At 71.9% G+C, this 21,333-nt stretch carries 18 protein-coding genes; 13 read left to right on the top strand and 5 right to left on the bottom strand.

What is annotated here, in order from left to right:
• Positions 1–97: 97 nt before the first annotated feature.
• Together ACIBEF_RS14495 and ACIBEF_RS14490 are read right to left on the bottom strand one after the other, a co-directional pair.
• Positions 98–781 carry a DUF998 domain-containing protein gene (locus ACIBEF_RS14495; protein ID WP_396793809.1) on the bottom strand — a complete coding sequence of 228 codons (684 nt, stop codon included), beginning with the start codon at positions 779–781 and terminating at the stop codon, positions 98–100.
• Entirely contained in the window at positions 774–1,739 is a 966-nt protein-coding gene (locus ACIBEF_RS14490) for a glutathione S-transferase family protein (protein ID WP_396793807.1), read from the bottom strand. The genes ACIBEF_RS14495 and ACIBEF_RS14490 overlap by 8 nt, the downstream gene beginning before the upstream one ends.
• A 106-nt stretch (positions 1,740–1,845) precedes the next feature.
• Between ACIBEF_RS14490 and pcaF the strand changes: the two genes are divergently transcribed.
• From pcaF to ACIBEF_RS14435, 11 genes are all read left to right on the top strand, one after another.
• Positions 1,846–3,051 (top strand): 3-oxoadipyl-CoA thiolase, encoded by a 1,206-nt coding sequence (gene pcaF, locus ACIBEF_RS14485; RefSeq protein ID WP_396793806.1) that lies wholly within the window; start codon positions 1,846–1,848, stop codon positions 3,049–3,051.
• Positions 3,052–3,161: 110 nt separating this feature from the next.
• Positions 3,162–3,974 (top strand): SAM-dependent methyltransferase, encoded by an 813-nt coding sequence (locus ACIBEF_RS14480; RefSeq protein ID WP_396793805.1) that lies wholly within the window; start codon positions 3,162–3,164, stop codon positions 3,972–3,974.
• Positions 3,975–3,978: 4 nt separating this feature from the next.
• A complete protein-coding gene (locus ACIBEF_RS14475) occupies positions 3,979–6,168 on the top strand; it encodes a putative bifunctional diguanylate cyclase/phosphodiesterase (protein WP_396793804.1) in 2,190 nt (729 codons plus the stop codon).
• 251 nt (positions 6,169–6,419) lie between these two features.
• A complete protein-coding gene (locus ACIBEF_RS14470; protein ID WP_355009587.1) occupies positions 6,420–6,920 on the top strand; it encodes a DUF456 domain-containing protein in 501 nt (166 codons plus the stop codon).
• Between the two features lie 460 nt (positions 6,921–7,380).
• Positions 7,381–8,967: an amino acid permease gene (locus tag ACIBEF_RS14465; protein ID WP_396793803.1), complete on the top strand. Its 1,587-nt coding sequence runs from the start codon at positions 7,381–7,383 to the stop codon at positions 8,965–8,967.
• Between the two features lie 115 nt (positions 8,968–9,082).
• Positions 9,083–10,447: a glutamine synthetase family protein gene (locus ACIBEF_RS14460; protein ID WP_396793802.1), complete on the top strand. Its 1,365-nt coding sequence runs from the start codon at positions 9,083–9,085 to the stop codon at positions 10,445–10,447.
• Positions 10,448–10,602: 155 nt separating this feature from the next.
• Complete coding sequence (locus ACIBEF_RS14455; RefSeq protein ID WP_396793818.1) at positions 10,603–11,946, top strand: aldehyde dehydrogenase family protein; 1,344 nt, start codon at positions 10,603–10,605, stop codon at positions 11,944–11,946.
• A gap of 5 nt (positions 11,947–11,951) precedes the next feature.
• Positions 11,952–12,719 (top strand): 3-oxoacyl-ACP reductase, encoded by a 768-nt coding sequence (locus tag ACIBEF_RS14450; RefSeq protein WP_396793801.1) that lies wholly within the window; start codon positions 11,952–11,954, stop codon positions 12,717–12,719.
• 11 nt (positions 12,720–12,730) lie between these two features.
• Positions 12,731–13,462 (top strand): gamma-glutamyl-gamma-aminobutyrate hydrolase family protein, encoded by a 732-nt coding sequence (locus ACIBEF_RS14445; protein WP_396793800.1) that lies wholly within the window; start codon positions 12,731–12,733, stop codon positions 13,460–13,462.
• A gap of 47 nt (positions 13,463–13,509) precedes the next feature.
• A complete protein-coding gene (locus ACIBEF_RS14440; protein ID WP_357199326.1) occupies positions 13,510–14,061 on the top strand; it encodes a pyridoxamine 5'-phosphate oxidase family protein in 552 nt (183 codons plus the stop codon).
• A 194-nt stretch (positions 14,062–14,255) separates the two neighbouring features.
• Positions 14,256–17,915 (top strand): SpoIIE family protein phosphatase, encoded by a 3,660-nt coding sequence (locus ACIBEF_RS14435; RefSeq protein WP_396793799.1) that lies wholly within the window; start codon positions 14,256–14,258, stop codon positions 17,913–17,915.
• Between the two features lie 16 nt (positions 17,916–17,931).
• On the opposite strand, the gene ACIBEF_RS14430 is transcribed toward ACIBEF_RS14435, so the two are convergent.
• The gene (locus ACIBEF_RS14430; protein WP_396793798.1) at positions 17,932–18,249 is read right to left on the bottom strand and encodes an STAS domain-containing protein; all 318 of its coding nucleotides are present in this window, start codon (positions 18,247–18,249) and stop codon (positions 17,932–17,934) included.
• A gap of 95 nt (positions 18,250–18,344) precedes the next feature.
• Here ACIBEF_RS14430 and map point away from each other — a divergent pair, with 95 nt between their 5' ends.
• Both map and ACIBEF_RS14420 read left to right on the top strand, forming a co-directional pair.
• Entirely contained in the window at positions 18,345–19,202 is an 858-nt protein-coding gene (map, locus tag ACIBEF_RS14425; protein WP_396793797.1) for a type I methionyl aminopeptidase, read from the top strand.
• Positions 19,199–19,912 carry a VIT1/CCC1 transporter family protein gene (locus tag ACIBEF_RS14420; protein ID WP_091400358.1) on the top strand — a complete coding sequence of 238 codons (714 nt, stop codon included), beginning with the start codon at positions 19,199–19,201 and terminating at the stop codon, positions 19,910–19,912. The genes map and ACIBEF_RS14420 overlap by 4 nt, the downstream gene beginning before the upstream one ends.
• 6 nt (positions 19,913–19,918) lie before the next feature.
• Here ACIBEF_RS14420 and ACIBEF_RS14415 read toward each other — a convergent pair whose 3' ends face one another.
• Positions 19,919–20,647 (bottom strand): nucleotidyltransferase domain-containing protein, encoded by a 729-nt coding sequence (locus ACIBEF_RS14415; protein ID WP_396793796.1) that lies wholly within the window; start codon positions 20,645–20,647, stop codon positions 19,919–19,921.
• 151 nt (positions 20,648–20,798) lie between these two features.
• Entirely contained in the window at positions 20,799–21,299 is a 501-nt protein-coding gene (locus ACIBEF_RS14410) for a nitroreductase/quinone reductase family protein (RefSeq protein WP_396793795.1), read from the bottom strand.
• Positions 21,300–21,333 lie beyond the last annotated feature (34 nt).

The raw sequence follows: 21,333 nt of genomic DNA, 5'->3' as shown, positions 1-21,333 counted from the left end.
ACAGATGCCACTGGCCTGCAGTCGGAGATCGACATACAGGCGGACAGTGAGGCCCCAGACGTTGGTCATCGCTGGCCGACGATACGCCGATTCCCGCTCATTGGAAGGACCGGACGGCGTGAGGCTCCTTACAGAGGGCCAGCGCGGTGGCCGTGCCCAGGCCCCACAGCACCGCCAGGGCGAGGATCAGCCGTTCCAGCACCCCCACCACCGGGCCTCGACCGATCACGAGCATCGCCAGCCCCACCGTGGCACAGAGCGGCAGGGCCAGCACGGCGGCGACGCCGGCCAGCCGACGCACCGTCCGGCCCGCCGGCACGGAGACGGCCAGCGCGATCATGGCGAAGACCACCGCGGCGGTCGCCGCGATGCTCGCGCCGCCGTGCACCAGGTCCGCCGCCGTCGCGCGCTCGAACGGCGGCAACGGGCAACCGCCGGAGCAGGTCACCGCCCCCGACACGGCGGTGAACACGGCCCCGGTGGCGAGCAGGGCCGGGGCCGCCGCCCACACCCCGGGAGGCAGCGCCGCACCGATCAGCAGCAACGCGCCGGCAAGGGCCAGGATCCCGATCCGGTACGTTCCGGCGTGGGCGCTGCCGGCAATGCCCGCCTCGCTGACGTACCCGGTGAGCCCTGGACCGGGACCGGCGACCACGGCGAGCGTCACCGCCACCGCACCGGCCAGGGTGCAGCCGGCCGCCGCCGACCCGGCGACCCGGCGGGCGACCTCGCCGCGGGCGCTCGGCAGGGTCGGGGCGGCCGGCCGAGCCGGCTCAGCCACGCCCGTGCGGCGTGCTCCAGCCGGACTCGTCCGGCCCGAGTGGCACGATGCCGCTGGGATTGATCTCCCGATGCGTGCCGTAGTAGTGCCGCTTGATGTGGTCGAAGTCCACCGTCTCGCCGAAACCCGGCGTCTGGAACAGGTCCCGGGCGTACGCCCAGAGCACCGGCATCTCGGTCAGCTTGTCGCGGTTGCACTTGAAGTGCCCGTGGTACGCGGCGTCGAAGCGCACCAGCGTGGTGAACAGCCGGACGTCCGCCTCGGTGATCGCGTCGCCCATCAGGTAGCGCTGCCCGGCCAGCCGCTCGGAGAGCACGTCCAGCCGGGCGAAGAGCGCCCGGAACGCCTCGTCGTACGCCTGCTGGGAGGTGGCGAACCCGCACCGGTAGACGCCGTTGTTCACGTCGGTGTGGATCTCGGCCATCAGCGCGTCCAGCTCGGGGCGCAGTGCCTCCGGGTAGAGGTCCGGCGCCCCCGCACGGTGCAGCGACCGCCACTCGGTGGAGAAGTCGAGGGTGAGCCGCGGATAGTCGTTGGTGACCACCCGACCGGTAAGGGTGTCGACGAGCGCCGGCACTGTCACCCGGCCGGTGTAGTCCGGGTCGGTGGCCAGGTACGCCTCGGAGAGGAAGCTCACGCCGAGCACCGGGTCGAAGCCGTCCGGGTCGAGGGCGAACGCCCAGCCCCGCTCGTCCCGGATCGGGTCGACGGTGCCCAGCGAGATCGCGTCGTCCAGCCCGAGCAGGCCACGCACGATCCTCGCCCGGTGCGCCCACGGGCAGGCCCGGCACCAGATCAGCCGGTAACGGCCGGCCTCCAGCGGCCAGCGGTCCTGCTCGTCCGGGCCGCCGCCGGGTGGCGAGGTGGAGTCGGCGGTGACCCGACCGGTGAACCGGTTCGGCTGGCGGACGAACGCGCCGCCGCCGCTGGTCTCTGCGCTGAACTGGGCCCGGGCCATGCCGTCAACCTATCCGCTGCCGGCGTGGATATCCTGGCGGCCGGCAGCCCTCGTGACCCGGCGGGCGCGCCCCACCCCCGCCGTCTGCACCCCCTAAGGACTCGCGATGACCGTGGCATACCTGGTGGCCGGTGTCCGCACCCCGATCGGCCGGTACGCGGGCGCGCTGGCCGGCGTCCGCCCCGACGACCTGGCCGCGCACGTGATCCGGGAACTGGTCGCCCGCCACCCGTCGGTGGACTGGGCGCGGGTCGATGACGTCGTGCTCGGCTGCGCCAACCAGGCCGGCGAGGACAACCGCAACGTGGCCCGGATGGCGGCGCTGCTGGCCGGCCTGCCCGAGGAGGTGCCGGGCAGCACCGTCAACCGGCTCTGCGGTTCGGGCCTGGACGCGCTCGCCACCGCCGCCCGGTCCATCGTCGCCGGGGACGCCGAGCTGGTGATCGCCGGTGGGGTGGAGAGCATGAGCCGGGCGCCGTTCGTCATGCCGAAGGCGACGTCGGCGTACTCCCGGTCGGCCGAGGTGTACGACACCACCCTCGGCTGGCGGTTGGTGAACCCGCTGATGCGTGACGGGTGGGGGGTCGACTCGATGCCGGAGACGGCGGAGAACGTGGCCGCCGAGTACGGCGTCAGCCGGGCCGAGCAGGACGCCTTCGCATACCGCTCGCAGCAGCGGGCGGCCAGGGCGCAGGCGGACGGCCGGTTCGCCGAGGAGATCGTGTCGGTGTCGGTGCCGGCGGGTCGTCGGGAGACCCGGCTGGTCGAGGCCGACGAGCACCCCCGGGAGACCTCGCTGGACAAGCTGGCCGCGCTGCCCACCCCGTTCCGCGACGGCGGCACGGTGACCGCCGGCAACTCCTCGGGCGTCAACGACGGCGCCGTCGCCCTGCTGGTGGCCAGCGAGGCGGCGGTCGCCCGGTACGGCCTGACCCCGCTGGCCCGGATCGTCGGCGCGGCGGCGGCTGGTGTGCCGCCCCGGATCATGGGAATCGGCCCGGTGCCGGCCACCCGCAAGCTGCTCGAACGCGTCGGCGTCGAGGTGGGCGCGGTGGACGTGGTGGAGTTGAACGAGGCGTTCGCCGCGCAGTCCGTGGCGGTGCTGCGTGAGCTGGGGCTGCCCGTGGACGCCGAGCACGTCAACCCGAACGGTGGTGCCATCGCGCTGGGGCACCCGCTCGGTGCCAGCGGCGCGCGGCTGGCGCTGACCGCCGCCCTGGAGCTGCGCCGTCGCGGCGGACGCCGGGCTCTGGCCACCATGTGCATCGGCGTTGGTCAAGGCATCTCGCTGTTGCTGGAGTCAGCCGCCTAGAGTGGTCCACACCACACGACCCGCGGGTCGACCGGTGCCCACGCGTGCCCGCTGCGCGCCCCGACGCCGGTGCCGTCCCGCGCCGCGGCGATGAACTGGGGAGCACGCTGATGCCGGACGGACTGCCGACCGAGATCGATCTGACCAGGCCGAGCGCGGCCCGGGTGTACGACTACTTTCTGGGTGGAGCGCACAACTTCGAGATCGACAGGCAGTTGGCGGAGCAGATCGCCAGCATGACCCCGAATCTCGCCGCCACCATGCGCTCCGGTCGGGAGTTCCTGCGCCGGGCCGTCCGGGTGCTGCTCGACGCCGGCATCGACCAGTTCCTCGACATCGGCTCCGGAATTCCCACCGTGGGCAACGTGCACGAGGTGGCGCAGGGGGTGAACCCCGAGGCCCGCGTGGTGTACGTCGACATCGACCCGGTGGCCGTCGCGCACAGCCGGGAGTTGCTGGCTGGCAACGAGCTGACCGCTGTCATCCACGCCGACCTGCGTGAGCCGGAGCGGATCCTCGCCGAGACCCGACAGCTCGGGCTGATCGACTTCAGTCGCCCGGTGGGCATCCTGCTGGCCGGGGTGGTGCACTTCATCCCGGACGCCGACCGGCCCGAGGCGATCCTCGCCACCCTGCGGGCCGCCGCCGCGCCGGGCAGTTTCCTGGTCGTCTCCCACTCCACCTTCGAGGACCAGCCGCAGGAGATGCTGGACGCCCAGCGCCTCTCCGCCCGCACCGCCACCGAGATCACCCTGCGCTCCCGTGCCCAGGTCACCGGCTTCTTCGGCGACTGGACCGTCCTGGAACCGGGTGTGGTGCACATGCCGCTCTGGCGCCCGGACTCACCGTCCGACGTGGACGAGCACCCGGAGCGGTTCGGCGCCTTCGGGGGCGTCGCCCGGTACGACCAGCCCGCCGGCTGATCTCGTGGCTGCCGTCCCGGACCCCGCCGGGGTCGACTCCGGCCGGGACCCCGCCGGGGTCGTCGCCGGTCGGGCGGACGCCCAGGGGTACGCCGCCGACTGGGCCCGCGCGGTGCGTCGACTCGGTTTCGTGCCGCTCAGCGTGGCCGAGACCGAGCGGCTGCTGCTGGCGCACACGATCCGGCTGGCCCAGGCGGTACGGGCGGAGCCGTTCAGCGCCGAAGCGGCCGAGGAGGTCGGGCGGGCCCTGGTGGAGGCGCACCTCACCGAGCCGCAGGCCCTGGAGTGGACGGTGCACGCGCTCGGTGCGACCTTCGGGCCTCGGGTGCTCTGCGACGGTGACCGGCCGGCCGACCTCGCCGAACGGATCGCGGCGGTGCAGGGCGGGCTGGCCGCAGGGTTCGCCCGTGCGCTGCGCGACCGCACCTTCAGCCAGCAGGAGCGGATCGCCAGATCGGCCTGGCAGGCGCGCGACGAGGTCGAGCAGGCGCTACGCGAGAGCGAGGCACGGTTCCGGGCGGTGTTCACCGGCGCCGCGATCGGGATCGGGATCGCCGGCGTGGACGGTCGGATCATCGACGTCAACCAGGCGTTCGCCGACATGCTCGGCTACTCGATCGAGGAGCTACGCGAGATCAACGTGTCGGCGCTGTTCCACGCCGACGACGCCGCCGGAATGTGGGAGCTCTACCAGGAGCTGATCGAGGGAAAGCACGACGCCGCCCGGGTGGAGAAGCGCTACCACCGCAAGGACGGCACCGTCGTCTGGACGGACCTCGCCGTCTCGCTGATCCGACACGATGGTCGGCCGCGATTCACCGTCGCGATGATCGAGGACATCACCGAGCGGTACGAACTCCAGCAGCGGCTGCGCTTCCAGGCGCTGCACGACCCGCTGACCGGGCTGCCCAACCGGACGCTGTTCTTCGAGACGTTGGGGCGGGTGCTGGACACCGCGGAGGCTGGGCAGCGCGTCGGGGTGTGCTTCCTCGACCTGGACGGCTTCAAGGCGATCAACGACAGTCTCGGCCACGACCTCGGTGACCGGCTGCTCGTGATGATCGGCCGGCGGCTGGCCGCGTGCGTGGCCGACCACGGCCACCTGGTCGCCCGGATGGGGGGCGACGAGTTCGTGATCCTCGTCGACGGAGGGGACGACACCGACGACCCGGTCTCCGTGGCGGAATCGGCGCTGGCCGCCGTCGCGGCCCCGGTCCACGTCGGTGAGCACCAGTTGGCCGTCTCGGCCAGTGTGGGCATCGTCCAGTGCCCGGCCTCGGAGACCAGCGCGTCCGAGCTGATGAAGGCCGCGGACACCACGCTCTACTGGGCCAAGGCGGCGGGCCGGGGCCGGTGGGCGGTCTACGACCCCGAGCGCGGTGCCCGGGACATCGCCCGTTCGGCGTTGGTCGCCGGGCTGCCCGCCGCACTGGAGCGGGGCGAGTTCGTGCTGCACTACCAGCCGATCGTGTCGCTGCTGGAGGGCACCATGCTCGCGGTGGAGGCACTGGTCCGTTGGGAGCATCCGGAGTTGGGCCTGATCGGGCCGGACCGGTTCATCGGCCTGGCCGAGGAGACCGGCCTGATCGTCCGGCTCGGCGAGTGGGTGTTGCGGCGGGCCTGCGAGGACGCCGAACGGTGGTGGCGGGAGTTCCCCGACGCCAGGCTGGTGGTCAGCGTCAACCTGGCCGCCCGGCAGGCCGACGAACCGGCCATCGTGGACACCGTCGCCGACGCCCTGCAGACCAGCGGGCTTCCCGCGGAGCTGCTCCAACTGGAGCTGACCGAGAGCGCCGTGATGGGCAGTGCCGGTGAACCCCTGCGCAGCCTGCACCGGCTCGCCGCTCTCGGCGTCCGGCTGGCCGTGGACGACTTCGGCACCGGGTACTCCAACCTCGCGTACCTGCGCCGGTTGCCGATCCACTGCCTCAAGCTCGCCGGTCCGTTCGTGGAGGGCATCCGCGCGGACGGGACCGACGTGGCGGCCGACCACCGCGACGAACGGATCGTCGACGCGTTGGTCCGGTTGGCGCACGCCCTGGAGCTGTGGGTCACGGCCGAGGCGGTGGAGACCGGTGTGCAGGCGGAACGGCTGCGGGCGCTGCGCTGCGACACCGGGCAGGGCCGATTCTTCGGTGCGCCAGCCCCGGCCGACGTGATCACCGCCCGGCTGCGCGGCGGAGCGTCGACGTGAGCGAGCGCAGCGAGCGAACCAGCAGGCACAGCAGCGTGGCGCGAAGCGACGGCACGCAGCGAAGCGGAGCGCTGTCGTGAGCGAGCGAACCAGCAGGCACAGCAGCGTGGCGCGAAGCGACGGCACGCAGCGAAGCGGAGCGCTGTCGTGAGCGAGCGAACCAGCAGGTACAGCAGTGCGGCGCGGGGCGACGGCACGCGGCGCAGCGGGGGACCGTTCCGGTCCGGAGGGTGGCGACGGAGGATGGCGGCGTGGACCTGACGGACTCGCAGACGGCGGTGACGGTGGTGGCCGGGTTGGCCATCCTGGCCGGGTTGGCCGGCGTGGTGGTGCCGGGCCTGCCGGCGCTGCCGCTGTGCTGGGGCGGCGTGCTGCTCTGGGCGATCTTCGGCGGCGCGGGCCTGGTTGGCTGGGCGGTGTTCGCCGCCGCCACGCTGGTCGCCGGGGGTGGCGCGGTGATCAAGTACGCGTGGCCGGGCCGGAACCTGAAGCGCACCGGTGTGCCGACGTCCACGCTGCTCGCCGGTGGGGTGCTCGGCATCATCGGGTTCTTCGTGGTGCCGGTCGTCGGCCTGGTGCTCGGTTTCGTCGCCGGGGTGTGGGCGGCCGAACGGCTCCGGCTGGGCAGTAATCAGCTCGCCTGGCCCTCCACGGTGCAGGCCCTGAAGGCCGCCGGCCTGTCGATGCTGGTGGAGTTCCTGGCCGGCCTCCTGGTCGCGGCCCTCTGGGTAGCCGGCCTCCTCCTGACCTGACCCAGCCTGACCCAGCCTGACCCCCGCGATCTTGCACTTACTGCGCTGACATCCGGCGCATTCCGCCGATATCGACAACTGAAACTGCAAGATCGGCGCGGTGGAGGGGGCGTGGCGCGCGGGGAGAGGGCGTGGCGCGCGGGGAGGGGGTGTGGGGCGCGGGGAGAGGGTGTGGGGCGCGGCGAGGGGGAGTGGGGCGCGGGGCACTTTTCGGGTACGGCGGGAGGGCCGTACGTGAGAGAGAGGCGTGCCCCGCGCCACCGGGTCGGGCGGTCCGAGCGCCCGGGGTAGGCCCCTGTCGGGCCTGGTCACTGGTCCAGGATGCCGGCCGCGGTGGCCGGTCGGCAACGCAATTAGCCCGACGGCGGTGAGATTCCCACCGACTACGTATTGACCGCCTTGATCGGCCGGGACGACACTTTGCCCACTCGCACGCGGAACCACCTCAGGGAGGTGTGCAGTGGCCACGACACCCGTGCCGACCGCCGAGCAACCGATGGACGACGACGCCCGACGGCTCGCTGAACTCGGCTACAAACAGGAGTTGCGCCGAAAGTGGAGCGGCTTCTCCAACTTCGCCATCTCCTTCTCGATCATCTCGATCCTGGCCGGCTGTTTCACCACCTTCGGCCAGGCGTGGAACAACGGCGGGCCGGTCGCCATCTCCTGGGGTTGGCCGCTGATCTCGCTGTTCATCCTGATCATCGGCTTCTGCATGGCGGAGCTGGTGTCGGCGTACCCGACAGCGGGTGGGATCTACTGGTGGGCGGCCACCATGGGCCGCCCGGTGCACGGCTGGTTCACCGGCTGGCTGAACCTGATCGGCCTGGTGGCTGTCACCGCCTCGGTGGACTACGGCTGTGCGACGTTCCTCAACCTCACCCTGTCGGCGCTCTTCGACGGTTGGGCCGGGACGCTGCGTCAGGCGTTCGTCCTTTTCGTGATCATCCTGGTGCTGCACGGGATGATCAACATCTTCGGGCACCGGATCATCGACGTACTCCAGAACGTCTCGGTCTGGTGGCACGTGGCCGGCGCGGCCGTCGTGGTGGCCATCCTGGTCTTCGTGCCCGACAACCACCAGAGCTTCCAGTTCGTGTTCACCGAGCGGTTCAACAACTCCGGTTTCGGTGACGGAGACATCGGCGGGCTGACGTTCTGGTTCTACGTGCTGCCGCTGGGCTTCCTGCTGACCCAGTACACGATCACCGGCTTCGACGCCTGCGCGCACGTCTCCGAGGAGACCCGGGGCGCTTCACAGGCCGCGGCCCGTGGGCTCTGGCAGTCGATCTTCTACTCGGCGGTCGGCGGCTGGATTTTGCTGTTGGCGTTCCTCTTCGCGGCCACCGACGTCGAGGCGGTCAATGCCGCGGGCGGCTTCTCCGGCGCCATCTTCGAGTCGGCGCTGACCCCGGTCTTCTTCAAGATCGTCATCATCATCTCGACCATCGGGCAGTTCTTCTGCGGCATGAGCTGCGTGACCTCGATGAGCCGGATGGCGTACGCGTTCAGCCGCGACCGTGCCGTACCCGGATGGCGGCTGTGGTCGACCGTCGACCGCAACGGCACCCCGGTCAAAGCGATCATCGGCGCCACCCTGGCCGGCCTGGTGCTGACCCTGCCGGCGCTGTACGAGAGCTCCGCCGGTATCCCGATCGCCTTCTACGCCGTCGTCTCCGTCGCGGTGCTCGGGCTCTACCTGTCGTTCCTCATCCCGATCGCGCTCCGCCTGCGGATGGGCGACCGGTTCGTCCCCGGGCCGTGGACGCTGGGCCGCAAGTACAAGCTGTTCGGCTGGATCGCGGTGATCGAGATCGCGATCATCGCCGTCTACTTCGTGCTGCCGATCGTGCCCGCCGGGGTGCCCGGCAACGACGGGTTCACCTGGTCGGCGGTGAACTACGCGCCGCTCGCCGTCGGCGGGGTGCTGCTCGTGGTGGCCGTGTGGTGGTACGCCTCGGCCCGCAAGTGGTTCACCGGCCCGGTTCGTACTGTCGAGCAATCCGCGCGTGCGGCCGACCCGGCACCGGCCGACGGCCCGGTCTGATCGGCGCCCGGCGGGACGGACGGTGCTGCCGTCCCGCCGGGTTTGCGGCCCTTGCCACCCGGGGCATTGACGGTGATCCGGTTTGCCAGTAGACCTTGGTGATGGAGGCCCGCGAATGAGGAAAGCACCGCTCACGCTGGAACAACTGCGGGTCGCCGTCGCCGAGGGCGAGATCGACACCGTGGTGCTGGCCCTCGTCGACATGCAGGGCCGGTTGCAGGGCAAGCGGTTCCACGCGCCCTTCTTCCTCGACCAGGTGGTGGAGGGCGGCAGCGAGGGCTGCAACTACCTGCTCGCCGTGGACGTCGACATGAACACCGTCGACGGGTACGCCATGTCGAGCTGGGAACGCGGCTACGGCGACTTCGCGATGGTTCCGGACTTCGCCACGTTGCGCCGGGTGCCCTGGCAGCCCGGCTCCGCACTGCTGCTGGCCGACCTGACCTGGCTCGACGGCTCGGGTGACGTGGTCGCCTCGCCCCGGCAGATCCTGCGCCGGCAGCTGGACCGGCTGGCCGAGCACGGGCTGACCGCGTACGCCGGCACCGAGTTGGAGTTCGTGCTGTTCCGCGACTCGTACGAGGACGCCTGGCAGCGCGCCTACCGCGACCTCACCCCGGCCAACCAGTACAACGTCGACTACTCGCTGCTCGGCACCGCCCGGGTGGAGCCGCTGCTGCGCCGCATCCGGGTCGAGATGGCCGGCGCGGGGCTCACCCCGGAGAGCGCCAAGGGCGAGTGCAACCTCGGGCAACACGAGATCGCCTTCCGGTACGACGAGGCGGTGGCCTGCGCCGACCACCACGTCATCTACAAGAACGGCGCCAAGGAGATCGCCGCCCAGGAGGGGATGGCGATCACCTTCATGGCCAAGCCGAACGAGCGGGAGGGCAACTCCTGCCACATCCACTTCTCGCTCCGGGACTCCTCCGGCTCGTCGGCGATGCTCGGCGACGGACCGGCGCACCTGTCGCAGACCGGGCAGCGGGTGCTCGCGGGGCTGCTGGCCACCATGCGCGAGTTCAGCCTGCTCTTCGCCCCGAACATCAACTCGTACAAGCGCTACCAGCCGGGCTCGTTCGCCCCGACCGCGCTGCGCTGGGGTGTCGACAACCGCACCTGCGCGCTGCGGGTGGTCGGGCACGGGCAGGGCATGCGCGTGGAGAACCGGGTGCCCGGCGCTGACGTCAACCCGTACCTGGCGATCGCCGGGCTGGTCGCCGGGGCGCTGCACGGCATCGGGCAAGGGCTGGAGCTGGGTGCGGAGTGCACCGGCAACGCGTACGACGACCCGGAGGCCGAGCGCGTCCCCGGCACGTTGCGCGACGCTCTCGCCCTGTGGGAGGAGTCGACGGTGGCCCGCGAGGCGTTCGGCCCCGAGGTGGTGGCCCACTACGCCAACCAGGCGCGAGTCGAGCTGGCCGCCTTCGACGCCGCTGTGACGGACTGGGAGCTCAAGCGTGGCTTCGAACGCCTCTGACCCCGCGCCAACCCGCCCCACCTCCCGCGATCTTGCACTATGTGCTGGTGGTTCGTGGAGGTTCGCGGCTCTTGTCGGTGCAGCAACTGCAAGATCGCGCAGAGGCAGAGGCAGAGGCAGAGGCAGAGGCAGGGGGTAGCGGCGTGACGGTTTTGGTGGATCCGGCTTCCGGGGTCGGGTTTCGGGAGGTTGTGGCGGCCTCTGTGGAGGACGTGGACCTGGCTATCGCGCGGGCGAGCGCCGCATTTGCTGGCTGGCGGCAGGTGGGGGCGGGGGACCGGGCGCGGTTGCTGCGGCGGTTCGCCGCCGTGGTCGACGCGCATCTGGACGAGTTGGCCCTGCTGGAGGTGCGCAACTCCGGGCACACCGTCGGCAACGCCCGGTGGGAGGCGGGCAACGTCCGCGACGTCCTGGACTACTACGCCGGTGCGCCCGAGCGGTTGAGCGGGCGGCAGATCCCGGTGCCCGGCGGGTTGGACGTCACCTTCCACGAGCCACTCGGTGTGGTTGGCGTGATCGTGCCCTGGAACTTCCCGATGCCGATCGCCGCCTGGGGGTTCGCCCCGGCGCTCGCCGCCGGCAACACGGTGGTGCTCAAGCCCGCCGAGTTGACCCCGCTCACCGCGCTGCGCCTGGCCGAGTTGGCCCGCGAGGCCGGCCTGCCCGACGGCGTCTTCACCGTCGTCCCGGGCGAGGGCTCGGTGGTGGGGGAGCGGTTCGTCACCCACCCGGCGGTCCGCAAGATCTGCTTCACCGGCTCCACCGAGGTCGGCACCCGGATCATGGCCGGCTGCGCCGCCCAGGTGAAGCGACTCACCCTGGAGTTGGGCGGCAAGAGCGCGAACATCGTGTTCGCCGACGCCGACCTGGAGCGCGCCGCCGCGACCGCGCCGGGCGCGGTCTTCGACAACGCCGGCCAGGACTGCTGCGCACGGTCGCGGATCCTGGTCCAGCGTTCGGTGTACGACAGGTTCCTGGAACTGCTCGAACCGGCGGTACGCGCGGTCCGCGTCGAGGATCCGTCCCGCGACACCGCCGAGATGGGCCCGCTGATCTCCGCCGCCCAACGGGACCGGGTCGCCGGCTACCTCGACGGGGCGAAGATCGCCTTCACGGGCTCCTGCCCGGACGGCCCCGGTTTCTGGCACGCGCCAACCGTGCTGCTGGCCGACTCACCGGCCGACCGGCACTGGCGGGAGGAGATCTTCGGCCCGGTGGTCTCGGTGCTGCCCTTCGACGACGAGGCGGACGCGATCCGGCTCGCCAACGACACCGAGTACGGGCTCTCCGGCTCGGTCTGGACCCGGGACGTGGGTCGGGCCCTGCGCCTGGCCCGCGCCGTCGACGCGGGCAACCTCAGCGTCAACTCGCACTCCTCGGTGCGCTACTGGACCCCGTTCGGCGGGATGAAGCGCTCCGGGCTCGGCCGTGAGCTGGGCCCGGACGCGCTGCTTTCCTTCACGGACGTCAAGAACGTGTTCATCGCGACGGAGGAGTGACGCCAGTGCAGGGTCGGTTGCAGGACCGGGTGGCCGTGGTCACCGGAGCGGGCAGCGGCATCGGGTTGGCCACCGTGCGGCGGTTCGCCGCCGAGGGGGCCCGGGTGGTCTGCGTGGACATCGACGTGGCCGCCGGTACGAAGGCCGCCGAGGAGTGCGGCGGCGAGTTCGTGGCCACCGACGTGGCCGACGAGTCGGCGGTGCGCGACCTGTTCGACGGGGTGGCCGACCGGCACGGCCGGGTGGACATCGCCTTCAACAACGCCGGCATCTCGCCGCCCGACGACGACTCCATCCTGGACACCGGCCTGGACGCGTGGGAGCGGGTGCTGCGGATCAACACCACGAGCGTCTACCTGTGCTGCAAGTACGCCATCCCGCACATGCGTCGGCAGGGCAAGGGCTCGATCATCAACACGGCCTCGTTCGTGGCGTTGATGGGTGCGGCCACGTCGCAGATCGCGTACACCGCGAGCAAGGGCGGGGTGCTGGCGATGACCCGGGAGTTGGGTGTGCAGTTCGCCCGTGAAGGCATCCGGGTCAACGCTCTCTGTCCCGGCCCGGTGGCCACCCCGTTGCTGCTGGAACTCTTCGCCGCCGATCCGGAGCGGGCGGCCCGCCGGCTGGTGCACGTGCCGATGGGACGCTTCGGGCAACCGGAGGAGATCGCCGCCGCGGTGGCGTTCCTGGCCAGCGACGACGCCTCGTTCATGACCGCCGCGCAGTTCGTGGTGGACGGCGGCATCACGGGCGCGTACGTCACTCCCCTGTGAGGAGTCAGCCGGTGCGGCCAGCCCCGGAGGCGCGATCAGGGCGGGCCGCGCGAAGGCCGCTGATCGGGGTCAGCGCGTACGTCGAACCCGCCGACTGGGCCGTCTGGCGGGGTGTGCGGGCGGTGCTGGTGCCGGAGGCGTACACGCGGGCGGTGGCGGCCGCGGGTGGCCGGGCGGTGGTGCTGCCGCCGGACGACGTGGACGCCGACGTGGTGGCTGTTCTCGACGGGCTGCTGTTGGCTGGTGGTGCGGACGTCGGCCCGGGGCGGTACGGCCAGCCGCCCGACCCCCGTACCGAGGACCGGCCGGACCGGGACGCCGGCGAGTTGGCCCTGTTGGCCGCCGCGCTCGCCGCCGAGGTGCCGGTGCTGGGCGTGTGTCGGGGGATGCAGTTGCTGGCGGTGGCGTACGGCGGCACCCTGCACCAGCACCTGCCCGACGTGGTGGGTCACGAGGCGCACCGCCCGGCACCCGGGGTGTACGGCGCGCACGCGGTGCGGTTCGCGCCGGGGAGCCTGGCCGCATCGGTGCTGGCCGGGGTCGACCAGGTCAACTCGTACCACCACCAGGCGGTAGCCGATCCGGGCCGGCTCACGGTGACCGGTTGGGCGGAGGACGGTGTGGTCGAGGCGGTGGAGGACCCGGCCCTGCCGTTCGTGCTCGGGGTGCAGTGGCATCCGGAGAACGAGTCGGATCCCGCCCCGATCCCGGCGTTGGTGCGGGCCGCCGGCCGGCGGGTGTGACTGAGATCGCCCCCGCCCGTCGGTGGCGCCGGTGGGAGGATCGACGCATGGGCAAGGTCTATCCGGAGATCGACTCTCGACTGCGTGACTTCATCGTGGCCCAACCGCTCTTCTTCGTGGCGACCGCCCCGTCCGGGGTCGAGGGGCACGTCAACGTGTCACCGAAGGGCATGCGGGGCACGTTCGTGATCCTCGGCCCGCACCGGGTGGCCTACCTCGACTATCACGGCAGTGGGGCGGAGACCATCGCCCACCTGCGGGACAACGGCCGGATCACGCTGATGTTCTGTGCCTTCGACGGCCCGCCGAAGATCGTCCGTTTGCATGGTCGGGGCAGCAGCGTCGCTGTCACCGAAGACGCCTTCGCCGATCGGCTCGCCGAGTTTCCCGCACCGCCGGATGTGCACGCCGTCCGGGCGGTCATCACCGTCGAGGTGGAGCGGGTCAGTGACTCCTGCGGATACGCGGTGCCTCTCATGGACTTCCGGGCCGAACGCGATCTGTTACTCACCTCACACTCCCGCCGCAGCGCCGATGATCTGGTCGTCTACCGGGCCACGAAGAACGCGGCAAGCATCGACGGACTGCCGGTCTTCTGACTCGTCAGAGCGTTTCGGCCGCGGCTGTTCGACACCGCCGACCACCCGCACTGTCCGGTGCCCGACGGCGCAGGCGTAGGTAAACAGCGTCCATCGCCCGTGATGCGTTACGTTGCTGGTCCGCTGGGGTACAAGTCGAGGCACAGCGGGTGAAGATCAACGGTCGAGGGGTACGGCCGGGGCGGGGAGGCTGCATGAGCTCGGCCCAGGGGGGCGCGGACATCGGGCATCCGGCCCTGTCCGGTCGTGAGACCCCGCCGATGCTGGCGGCCGCGTTCGCGGCTGGCGGCGAGATGGGCGAGCGGTTGGCCTCCTTCGACTGGTCCTCCGGCCCCCTCGGCGGGCCCGGTCAGTGGCCCCCGGCGCTCTCCAACGCGGTCGGGATGATGCTCGCCTCCAGCGCGCCGATCGCCATGTTCTGGGGCGACGAGCAGTTGGCCTTCTACAACGACGCCTACCGGCCGACCATCGGCGGCAAACACCCGGACGTGATCGGCCGACCGGCCCGCGCGAGCTGGGCGGAGACCTGGGCGGTGCTCGGCCCCCTGCTCGACAACGTCCGGAGCACCGGCCGCTCCTACCGGGGCGAGGACCACCCTTTTCTGCTGGACCGGTACGGCTTCGTCGAGCAGACCTACTTCAACGTCTCGTACGACCCGATCCGCGGTGACGACGGCTCGGTCAGTGGCGTCTACTGCATCGTCAGCGAGACCACCGGGCGGGTGCTCGGCGAGCGTCGACTGCGCACGCTGGCCGAACTGGGTGCCGAGCTGAGCGACATCGGCAACGCCCCGGAGCTGGGCCGGACCGCCGCCGAGGTGCTCGGCCGGCACCGGGCCGACGTGCCGTTCGCCCTGATCTATCTGGCCGACGGCAGCGACCAGCTCACCCTGGCCGGTTGCACCGGCACCACCCCGCCCGCCGCCGATGTCACGGCGCACGTGTTGGCCCGGCTCAGCGCCGATGACGCGCCCGCCACGATCGAGGTGGCCGATCTGCTCGACGCGCTGCCGGTCGACGCCGCAGACCAGGCCCTCGTTCTGCCGCTCACGGCGACCAACCAGACGGTCGGCGCGCTGGTCGTCGGCGTGGCCCGCCAGTTGCCGCTCGGCGACGACTACCGCGACTTCCTCGGCCTGGTCGCCGCCCAGATCTCCCGGGCGGTCGGTACCCAGCGGGCGTACGAGCAGGAACGGGCCCGCAACGCCGAACTGGCAGCGCTGGACCGGGCGAAGACCAACTTCTTCGCCAACGTCAGCCACGAGTTCCGCACCCCGCTGACGCTGGTGCTCGGCCCGCTGGAGGACATGCTGGCCGATTCGGCGCTGCCCCCCACCGACACCGACCGGCTCACCATGATGCACCGCAACGCGCTGCGCCTGCTCAAGCTGGTCAACACGGTGCTGGACTTCTCCCGGCTGGAGTCCGGTCGGCTCGCCGCCCGCTACCAGCCCACCGACCTCGCCGATTACACCGCCCGGCTGGCCAGCACCTTCCGTTCGGCCACCGACCGGGCCGGGTTGCGACTGGTGGTGGACTGTCCGCCGCTGCCGATGCCGGTCCACGTGGATCGGGACATGTGGGAAAAGATCGTCCTCAACCTGGTGTCGAACGCTGTCAAGTTCACCTTCGACGGCGAGATCCGGGTGCGGGTCCGGGCCGTGGAGGGCGCTGCCCGGCTGGAGGTGACGGACACCGGCATCGGGATCGTGACGGACGAGCTGCCGCACGTCTTCGGACGGTTCCACCGGGTTCCCGGGGCGCGGGCACGTACCCACGAAGGCACCGGCATCGGCCTCGCGCTGGTCCGGGAACTGGTCGAGATGCACGGCGGCGAGGTCGGGTTGACGAGCCAGTTCGACGTGGGCAGCACCTTCACGGTGACCGTTCCGTTCGGCTCGGCGCACCTGCCGGCGGACCAGGTGGCGGCGTTCGACCCGCTGCCGGTGGGTGAGCCCCAGCAGGCCCGACTCTTCGTCGCGGAGACCGCGCTGTGGGCCGGCGTCGCGTCGACACCGGAGCTCGACCATCGGCCGTCGGAGGGCGTCTCGGCCGGCCGGATCCTGGTCGTCGACGACAACGCCGACCTGCAGGAGCACGTCGGCCGGCTGCTCTCCCCGACCTGGGACGTGGTCACCGCGAACGACGGGCTCGAAGCCCTGCCCCTGGCCCGCGAGGGCGGGTTCGACCTGGTGCTCACCGACGTGATGATGCCCCGGCTGGACGGGTTCGGGCTGGTGAGCGCGCTGCGCGCGGACCCGCGTACCCGGCATGTGCCGATCGTGCTGCTCTCCGCCCGCGCCGGCTCCGCGGAGGAGGTCGCCGGTCTCGCCGTCGGCGCCGACGACTACCTCACCAAGCCGTTCTCCGCGCAGGAACTGGTCGCCCGGGTCCGGGCCAACGTCGAGCTGGGCCAGCTGCGCGGGCAGATCATCCGCCGGCTCCGCGCGCTGGCCGACGCGGCGGTGGCGGTGAACTCCGCCCGATCCACAGCCGCCGTGCTCCAGGTCGCCGCCCGGCACGCGTTGAGCCTCGCCGAGGCGGCTCGGGTGGTCGTCTCCGCGGCCGAGGCGCGCTTCGAGGCGGACGGCGGCGGCACCACCGCCGCCGACCCGTCGTTCGTGGCCGAGCTGACCGGCACCGCCGGTAAGCAGCTCGGTGAGCTGCGGGTCTGGCGGGCAGCCGGCGACGAGGCGCAGGCCGACGACGCGGCGTTGACCGAGCTGGCCCGGCTCGTCGGGGTGCGACTCGAGAACGCCCAGCTCTACGAAGCCGAACACCGCATCGCCACCACGCTGCAGCACAGCCTGCTGCCCCGGTCGCTGCCCCAACTGCCGGGCGCGGTGATCGCCAGCCGCTACCTGCCCGGCAGCGCCGACGTCGAGGTCGGTGGCGACTGGTACGACGCGATCGCGCTCAACGGCGACGAGCTGGTGCTGGTCATCGGCGATGTGGTCGGTAAGGGCGTCCGGGCCGCGGCGGCGATGGGGCAGCTGCGCAACGCGCTGCGGGCGTACGTGCTGGAGGGCTTCGACCCGGGTGAGTCGCTGACCCGGCTCAACCGGCTGGTCGGCTCCACCGAGGGCCGCTCCTTCGCGACGGTGGTCTGCCTGCTGTTCAACCCCGGCACCGGGCGGCTGCGTTACGCGAGCGCCGGACACCCGTCCCCACTTTTGATCACCGGAGGCGACGTGGCGTTCCTGCACGACCGGGCGCTCGGCCCACCTGTCGGCGCGCTCCCCGACGCGACGTACGAGTCGGTGGAGGGCGAGTTGCCGGCCGGCACTCGACTGCTGCTCTACACCGACGGGCTGGTCGAGGACCGTCAGCTCGGCATCGATGCCGCGCTGGCCCAGTTGCGCATCGACGCGGCCACCCCGCGCGAGCACGTGGTGGACCTGATCGACGCGGTGGTCGAGCGGGTCACCGGGCGGCCGCGCCGCGACGACGTGGCGGTTCTCGCCCTGGAGGCGGCGGAGCTGAACCGCTTCGCGCTGCGGCTACCGGCGGACCCGACCCGGCTCAGCGTGCTCCGCAAGCGGCTGGAGGATTTCCTCGTCGCGCACTCCGTCGGCGAGACCGACAGGTTCGACCTGACGGTTGCCGTCTCCGAGGCCGCCGCCAACGCCATCGAGCACCCGGTCCACCCCGCCGAGGCCATGATCAGTGTGGAGGTGGCCATCGACGGTCGGACGGTGACGGCCACTGTGCGCGACAGCGGGCAGTGGCGGGAGTCGACCGACTCCGGCTTCCGGGGCCGCGGCCTGGACCTGATCAGAGCGCTGGCTGAACTGTCGGTACGGCGTACCGCCGAGGGCACCGAGGTGACGCTGCGCCGGCAGTTGCAGGACTGACCGCGCGACCGGCCGCCTAGGCCGGGTCGAGCCAGCCCTGTTCGCCCAGGCCGGAGATCTCCAGCACCCGACGAACCTGCCGGGACGGGCGGACGCTGAGCCGCCCCGGAAACTCCCGGGCGAGCCGGACCAGGGCGTGGATGGCGGCCGAGTCGAAGAAGGTCACCGCGCTCAGGTCGAGAGTGATCTTCCCGGCGGCGGGCTCGCGCAGCGCGGTCTGGAGCATCGTGTCCGCGGTAGCCATGTCGACCTCGCCGGCCACCACGACGTGGAGGTGGTCACCGTCGATCTCTGCGCTGGCGGAGAAGACGGGTGGTGCTCCCCCTTGATCCACGCTGACACCATGGCACAGCCACCCTGGCAGGGCAACAACCTCCACCGGGCGGCCGTGGCGCGGGTCACCAGCGGCCCCGGCGATAGGCTTGCGGCATGACCGTCCGCCCGCCGCTGACACCAGGCACGCTCTCCCCGATGCGACCGGTGCCGTCCCAGATCGCCCGACCGGAGTACGTGGGCAAGACGCGTCCGCGGGAGTGGCGTGGCTCGCACGTGCAGACGCCGGAGACCATCGAGAAGATGCGGATCGCCAGCCGGCTCGCCGCCCAGGCGACCCAGCTCGCCGGCGAGCACTGCAAACCCGGCGTGACCACCGACGAGATCGACAAGGTGGTGCACGAGTTCCTCTGCGACCATGGCGCGTACCCTTCGACGCTGGGCTACAAGGGCTTCCCGAAGTCCTGCTGCACCAGCCTCAACGAGGTCATCTGCCATGGCATCCCGGACACCACGGTCCTGCACGACGGCGACATCATCAACGTCGACGTGACCGCGTACATCGGTGGGGTGCACGGTGACACCGACGCCACCTTCTGTGTCGGCGAGGTCGGCGAAGAGGCCCGGCTGCTGGTCGAGCGGACCCACGAGGCGATGATGCGCGGCATCCGCGCCGTCGCCCCGGGACGCCAGATCAACGTGGTGGGACGCGTCATCGAGTCGTACGCCAAGCGGTTCGGTTACGGCGTGGTGCGCGACTTCACCGGCCACGGCATCGGCGAGGCCTTCCACAGCGGCCTCTACGTGCCGCACTACGACAGCCCGCGCCCCACCGACATCATGGAGCCCGGCATGACGTTCACCATCGAGCCGATGATCACCCTCGGCACCTACCAGTACGACATGTGGGACGACGGGTGGACGGTCGTCACCAAGGACCGCAAGTGGACGGCACAGTTCGAGCACACCATCGTGGTGACCGACGACGGCCACGAGATCCTGACCCTGCCGTGACCGACACCCCAGCGGCGCTGCGCGAGGCGCACCACGCGGACGTCTCCGGCGGCTGGCTGCGCCCGGCCGTGTTCGGCGCGATGGACGGCCTGGTCACCAACATCGCCCTGATCGCCGGCGTCGGCGGCGGTGGAGTGTCGCCTCGCAGCATCGTGCTCACCGGCAGCGCCGGCCTCGTCGCCGGTGCGATCTCGATGGGCCTCGGCGAGTACACCAGCGTGCGCTCCGCCAACGAGCAGGTCGCCGCCGAGGTGGCCAAGGAACGACGGGAACTGGAACGGCACCCCGAGGCGGAGGCCCGGGAGCTGGCCGACGCGTGGGTGGCCCGGGGTCTGCCCCGGGACCTCGCCACCCAGGTCGCCGAGGCGGTGCGGCGCGACCCGGAGGAGGCGCTGCGGGTGCACGTCCGCGAGGAGCTGGGCGTCGACCCCGACGACCAGCCCAGCCCGTGGGCAGCGGCGATCTCGTCGTTCCTGTTCTTCTCGATCGGCGCGCTGGTGCCGCTGCTGCCGTACCTGCTCGGCGCCACCGAACTGTGGCTGGCGCTCGCCGTCGGCGGGCTCGGGCTGTTCGCCGCCGGTGCCGTGGTGGCCCGCTTCACCCACCGTCCCTGGTGGACCAGCGGGCTGCGCCAGCTGCTGCTCGGCGCGGCGGCAGCCGGCGCCACCTACCTGATCGGCTCGCTGATCGGCGTACCGGGCGGGCTGTGACGCGCCTCAGGTGCTGAGCAGCTCGTCTATCGTGCCGTCGACCGCACGACCACGGGCGGCCAGCTCCTCGGCCTGCCGGGCCAGCACCGCACCCACCTCGGTCATGTCCGCCCCGGCCAACCCGGTGCGCCGCACCGCGTCCCCCGGGTCCCGGAAGTAGGTGCGACTCAGCAGACCGGTCACCGTGGCCGCCGCCAGCCGGGCCTCGGCGAGCATCAGCAGAGCCTGATCGGTCTCGTACCACTCGGCCAGCCGGGCCGCCCGGGAGTGCGCCGCGCTGCCCCTGTACCACGCCTGGCGGGCCGCGGTGCTGAACTCCGCCGGCCGGGCCCGGGCCAGCCGGCCGAGGTGCTCGTCGCGCAGCGTCCGCAACCAGCCCGTCGGATCGTGCAACGCCTGCGTGGTGACGTACCGGTCGGCGGTCAGCGGCCAGAGCGGTGAAAGCACCCGCGCCTGGGCCAGGTAGTCCTCGGCGGCGGCCACGGTCAGGTCGACGAGCACCCCGTCGACCCGCCGGGTGGCCGGCGGCGGGCCGGTCCCGGGCCGGTAGGTGACCACCAGCAATCCGGCCTCGCGGTCCCCGCCGCCGTCGTCGTCCCCGTGCGCCAGAGGCCCGTGTACTGCGATCGCGAGCGCGTCGGCCGGGAACCGCCGCCGGATCGCCTCGGCGACCCGCTCCGCGACCGTCCACCGTCGATCGTCGAGGCCCCGGTCGACACCGGCCCGCTCACTCACCGGGCCGGCTCTGTTCGCGGCTGCGGGGCTCGCAACGCCGGCTCACTCCTCGCGCTCACGGGACCGGCTCTGTTCGCGGCTGCGGGGCTCGCAACGCCGGCTCACTCCTCGCGCTCACGGGACCACCTCGCCTCAACTACCGAGCGTCAGCCTAGCCAGCCGACGGCGGCGCTCCGGGCGCGCCGCGCCCGGTCGGGGCCAGCCGGAAGATGTGGATCTCCCGGCCACCGGCCCGCTGCACGTACGTGTGGTACGCGGGCCACGCGCTGACCAGCAGCTGCCACAACCGGTCCCGTTCGGCGCCGGAGGCCCGCTGGGCCCGCACCGCGACCCGCCGGCCCTTCACGTCCACCTCGGCGACCGGATCGGCGAGCAGGTTCATCGCCCAGCCGGGGTGGTGGGTCTGCCCCCAGTTGGAGCCGATCACCACGTACGCGTCGCCATCGGGCACGTAGAGCAGCGGATTGCTGCGGGGCTTGCCGGAGCGGCGACCCGTTGTGGTGATGAGCAGGGAGGGGAGCAGACCGAGCGCGACCACCCGACCCCGGGTGAGTCGACCAACCATACGGTCGGCCGGAACCAGCAGGTGCGCGGTGGCGCCAAACCAGCGATGATGACCGACTCGACGGACGACATTCCTGAGCACTGACACGCCGGCCAGTCTGCCGGCTGCCCGGCCCCGGCGG

This window comes from Micromonospora sp. NPDC050795 (assembly GCF_044456785.1).
Taxonomy (GTDB): domain Bacteria; phylum Actinomycetota; class Actinomycetes; order Mycobacteriales; family Micromonosporaceae; genus Micromonospora.
Note: the sequence above shows the minus strand (reverse complement) of the source record. Positions and strands in the feature narration are given on the sequence as shown.